Consider the following 3202-nt stretch of genomic DNA (forward strand, 5'->3'; position numbering starts at 1 on the left):
ATGGCCGCCATCCAGCGCGGCACCCGGAGCGCCCGCGCGGCCGGTACCGGACCGGACGCGCCCGCCACAGCCCCCCACCCGGCCGCAGCTCCCGCCCCCGGGGAAGCCGCGGAAGCCTCCGCCGTTCAGGAAGCCAAGGAACAGCAGTGATGACGCAGCAGACCGACACCCAGCGCGACCTCAACTGGCTGCTGGACCAGCTGGTGGCGCGGGTACCCGAGACCCGGCACGCCATCGTCCTCTCCGAGGACGGCCTGCTGGTCGGCATGTCGCAGGGCCTCGACCGGGCCGACGCCGAGCACCTGTCCGCCGTCGCCTCCGGCCTGCAGAGCCTGGCCCGCGGCGCCGGGCACCGCTTCAACGGCGGACGGGTCCGGCAGACCGTGGTCGAGATGGACCAGCTGTTCCTGTTCGTCACCACCGCCGGACAGGGCGCCCGGCTCGCCGTCCTCACCAGCGAGCAGGTGGACGCCGGGCTGATGGCCTACGAGATCAACATGCTGGTCAAGCAGGTCGGCCAGTACCTCACCGCGGCGCCGCGCAGCGACGCCGGCCAGACCGGCGCGGGTGGCGGTGCGTGACCGCCGCCGACGCCGACGAGGGCTGGTTCTACGACAAGGACGCCGGCCACCTGGTCCGTCCCTACGCGATCACCAACGGGCGCACCGGCCCGGTCCGTGACGGCTTCGCGCTGATCACCCTGGTGGTCACCGCCGACCCGCGCACCGACACCAGCCGGTTAACCCCCGAGCCGGCCGCGATCCTCGACCTGTGCCGCGAACGCCCGCTGGCCGTGGCCGAGATCGCGGCCACCATGGACCTGCCGGTGAGCGTGGTCAAGGTGCTGCTGGACGATCTGGCGGAAGCCCGGCTGATCCTCACCCGGGCCCCGGTCGCGCTCGCCGAGGCCCCGGACATCTCGCTCATCCAGGCCGTGATCGAGGGCGTCCGCAGACTCTGACCGGCCCCCGGCCGGACCGTCCGCCCTCCCCACAGCGTTCCAGCGCCATCCCAGCGCCACCCCAGCGCCACCCCAGTTCCCTTCCAGGAGACCCGAATTGACGACCCAGAGCCTGGTGCCGGGCGCGGTCAAGATCCTCGTCGCCGGCGGCTTCGGCGTCGGGAAGACCACCATGGTCGGCTCGGTCAGCGAGATCGAACCACTGCAGACCGAGGAACGGATGACCCGCGCCAGCATCGGGGTCGACAGCCTCGAAGGCGTCCAGGGCAAGTCCACCACCACCGTGGCGATGGACTTCGGGCGGATCACCGTCCGCGAGGACCTGGTGCTCTACCTCTTCGGCACCCCGGGGCAGTTCCGGTTCTGGTTCATGTGGGACGACCTCGCCCTCGGCGCCCTCGGCGCGATCATCCTCGCCGACACCCGGCGGCTCGAATCCAGCTTCGCCGCCGTGGACTTCTTCGAGCAGCGCGGCATCCCCTTCGCCATCGGGGTCAACTGCTTCCACGGCCGCCGCGAGGCCTCTCCGGAGGACGTCCGCCGGGCCCTCGACCTCGGGCCGGAGGTACCGGTGGTGCTGTGCGACGTCCGGGAGCGGGCGTCCAGCAAGGAGCTGCTGCTCGCCCTGCTCGACCGGGTGCACCGGGACGCACTGGCCGCCGGGCGGCGGTGAGGCGCCGGGATACCGGGGCGCCGGGGTACTGGGGTACTGGGGCGCTGCCTGGGGGCACTGCCCGGTGAGGCACTGCCCGGCGGACGGCCTTGGCGGTGTTACGGCTTCGCCGGGGTGAGCTCGGCGAGCGCGTCCACCAGCGGCGCCAGCTCGGGCAGTTCGGCGGCCTGTGCCAGGGTCGCCTCCAGGGTCGCGTCGTGCACCGGGCGGGCCGCCTCCAGCAGGGCACGGCCCTCCGGCGTCAGCTCGGTGTAGATGCCGCGCCGGTCGTCCGCGCAGAGGTAGCGGCTGAGCAGCCCGCGGTCCTCCAGGCGGCTCACCAGGCGAGTGGTCGCACTGCTGCTCAACGCCGCCGCACGGGCCAGCTGCTGCATCCGCATGTGCCAGCCGTCCTGCCGGGACAGCGCCTCCAGCACCGTGTACTCGACCACGGAGAGCTTGTGCTCCGCCTGGAGCGCCCTCTCCAGCGCGGCGTCGATCAGCCCGTGCAGTGCGGCAAGCGTCCGCCAGCCACCGGCCCGGACCTCGGCCGCGTCGTCACGGATGGACATGGCGCACCTTCCCTTCGTGTTCGCCTGTACCTCTGGGCCTCTGGACGTCCGTGTCCGTACGCCCTGTGCTGTCTGCTGTCTCCCAAGTATGCCAGTTGGCGCGGATTATCGGTCTCTGCAAATACTTCGACTTATACCTCCGCCGGTCGCGCCCCCGCCTCACCCGCGGCTTCGTCGTCTCCCCAGGCGGCGGCGCAGAGCGCGGCCGCCAGCGCTTCGGTGTAGCCGGCGGCCGCCAGCCAGGCGGCGGCGAAGGCGTCGTGGTCGTCCGGGACGGTCCGGCCGAACACGTCGCGCCGCTGGTCCGCCGCAGCCGCCCGGAGAGCGTCCAGCAGCTCGGCGGCGGTGACCAGCCCGGCCGCGCGCAGCAGGCTCCGGTCCGCCGCCGCCGTCGCCGTGCTCGGGCCGAGGGCGGACCGGCCGGTGGTGACCGTCTGCTCCACCCGGCGGCCGAGCACGTGCACCGGCGGGCCGACCGGCGGTGCGGCGGGGAGCACGGCAGCTTCGGCGGGGCGCACGTGCCCGTCGGTGGGCTGGAGGTCGGCGGTCTGCAGGCGCTCCAGACCGAGGTTGGCCCGGCCCGCCCGGTCGGCGGCGAGGGCGAGACGGACCGGCCCGAGCCGGCCGGGAGCCTCCGGGGGCGTGCCGATCGCCAGGACGCGCAGCTCCGGACGGTCGGCGCGCTCCAACCGGCCGATCAGCCGCAGCCGCAGGCCGGGGGCGGTGGCCAGCAGGGCCAGATTGGCCCGGAAGGCCAGCTCAGGGTGCTCGTGCCCCGGCCGCAGCACCACCACCAGCCCGTCCGGCCCGTCCGGCCGGCTCCCGGCGGCACGGGCGAGCAGCTGGAGCGCCCCGCCCGGACCGGTCGGGGCCGCGCCCAGCAGGGTGACGTCCAGGAACAGCAGGTCACTCCCCGCCGGACGGTTCTCGTACGGCAGCTCCTGCGCCGCCAGGGCCCGCGCCACCTGGACGGCCGGCGGCTCGGCCCAGAGCCCGGCCACCGGCTCGGCCGTCCAG

At 74.2% G+C, this 3202-nt stretch carries 4 protein-coding genes and 1 pseudogene; 3 read left to right on the top strand and 2 right to left on the bottom strand.

Going from position 1 to position 3202, the window contains the following annotated elements:
* Positions 1 to 149 precede the first annotated feature (149 nt).
* From BG452_RS31985 to BG452_RS31995, 3 genes are all read left to right on the top strand, one after another.
* Entirely contained in the window at positions 150 to 581 is a 432-nt protein-coding gene (locus BG452_RS31985) for a roadblock/LC7 domain-containing protein (protein ID WP_188307851.1), read from the top strand.
* A complete protein-coding gene (locus tag BG452_RS31990; protein WP_188307852.1) occupies positions 578 to 961 on the top strand; it encodes a DUF742 domain-containing protein in 384 nt (127 codons plus the stop codon). The genes BG452_RS31985 and BG452_RS31990 overlap by 4 nt, the downstream gene beginning before the upstream one ends.
* A 97-nt stretch (positions 962 to 1058) precedes the next feature.
* On the top strand, positions 1059 to 1634 hold the full coding sequence (locus tag BG452_RS31995) for a GTP-binding protein (RefSeq protein WP_262986072.1): 576 nt from the start codon (positions 1059 to 1061) through the stop codon (positions 1632 to 1634).
* Between the two features lie 98 nt (positions 1635 to 1732).
* On the opposite strand, the gene BG452_RS32000 is transcribed toward BG452_RS31995, so the two are convergent.
* Positions 1733 to 2185 (bottom strand): MarR family winged helix-turn-helix transcriptional regulator, encoded by a 453-nt coding sequence (locus tag BG452_RS32000; RefSeq protein WP_188307853.1) that lies wholly within the window; start codon positions 2183 to 2185, stop codon positions 1733 to 1735.
* A gap of 131 nt (positions 2186 to 2316) precedes the next feature.
* Positions 2317 to 3202: pseudogene (locus tag BG452_RS32005) on the bottom strand (hypothetical protein); the annotation flags it as partial.

Source organism: Streptomyces sp. CBMA123, assembly GCF_014596465.1.
In the GTDB taxonomy this organism is placed as follows: domain Bacteria; phylum Actinomycetota; class Actinomycetes; order Streptomycetales; family Streptomycetaceae; genus Kitasatospora.

Bases quoted from the DNA above. Each gene is read 5' to 3' on its own strand.
- BG452_RS32000 (WP_188307853.1), bottom strand. From the start codon at position 2,185: ATGTCCATCCGTGACGACGCGGCCGAGGTCCGGGCCGGTGGCTGGCGG.
- BG452_RS31985 (WP_188307851.1), top strand. From the start codon at position 150: ATGACGCAGCAGACCGACACCCAGCGCGACCTCAACTGGCTGCTGGAC.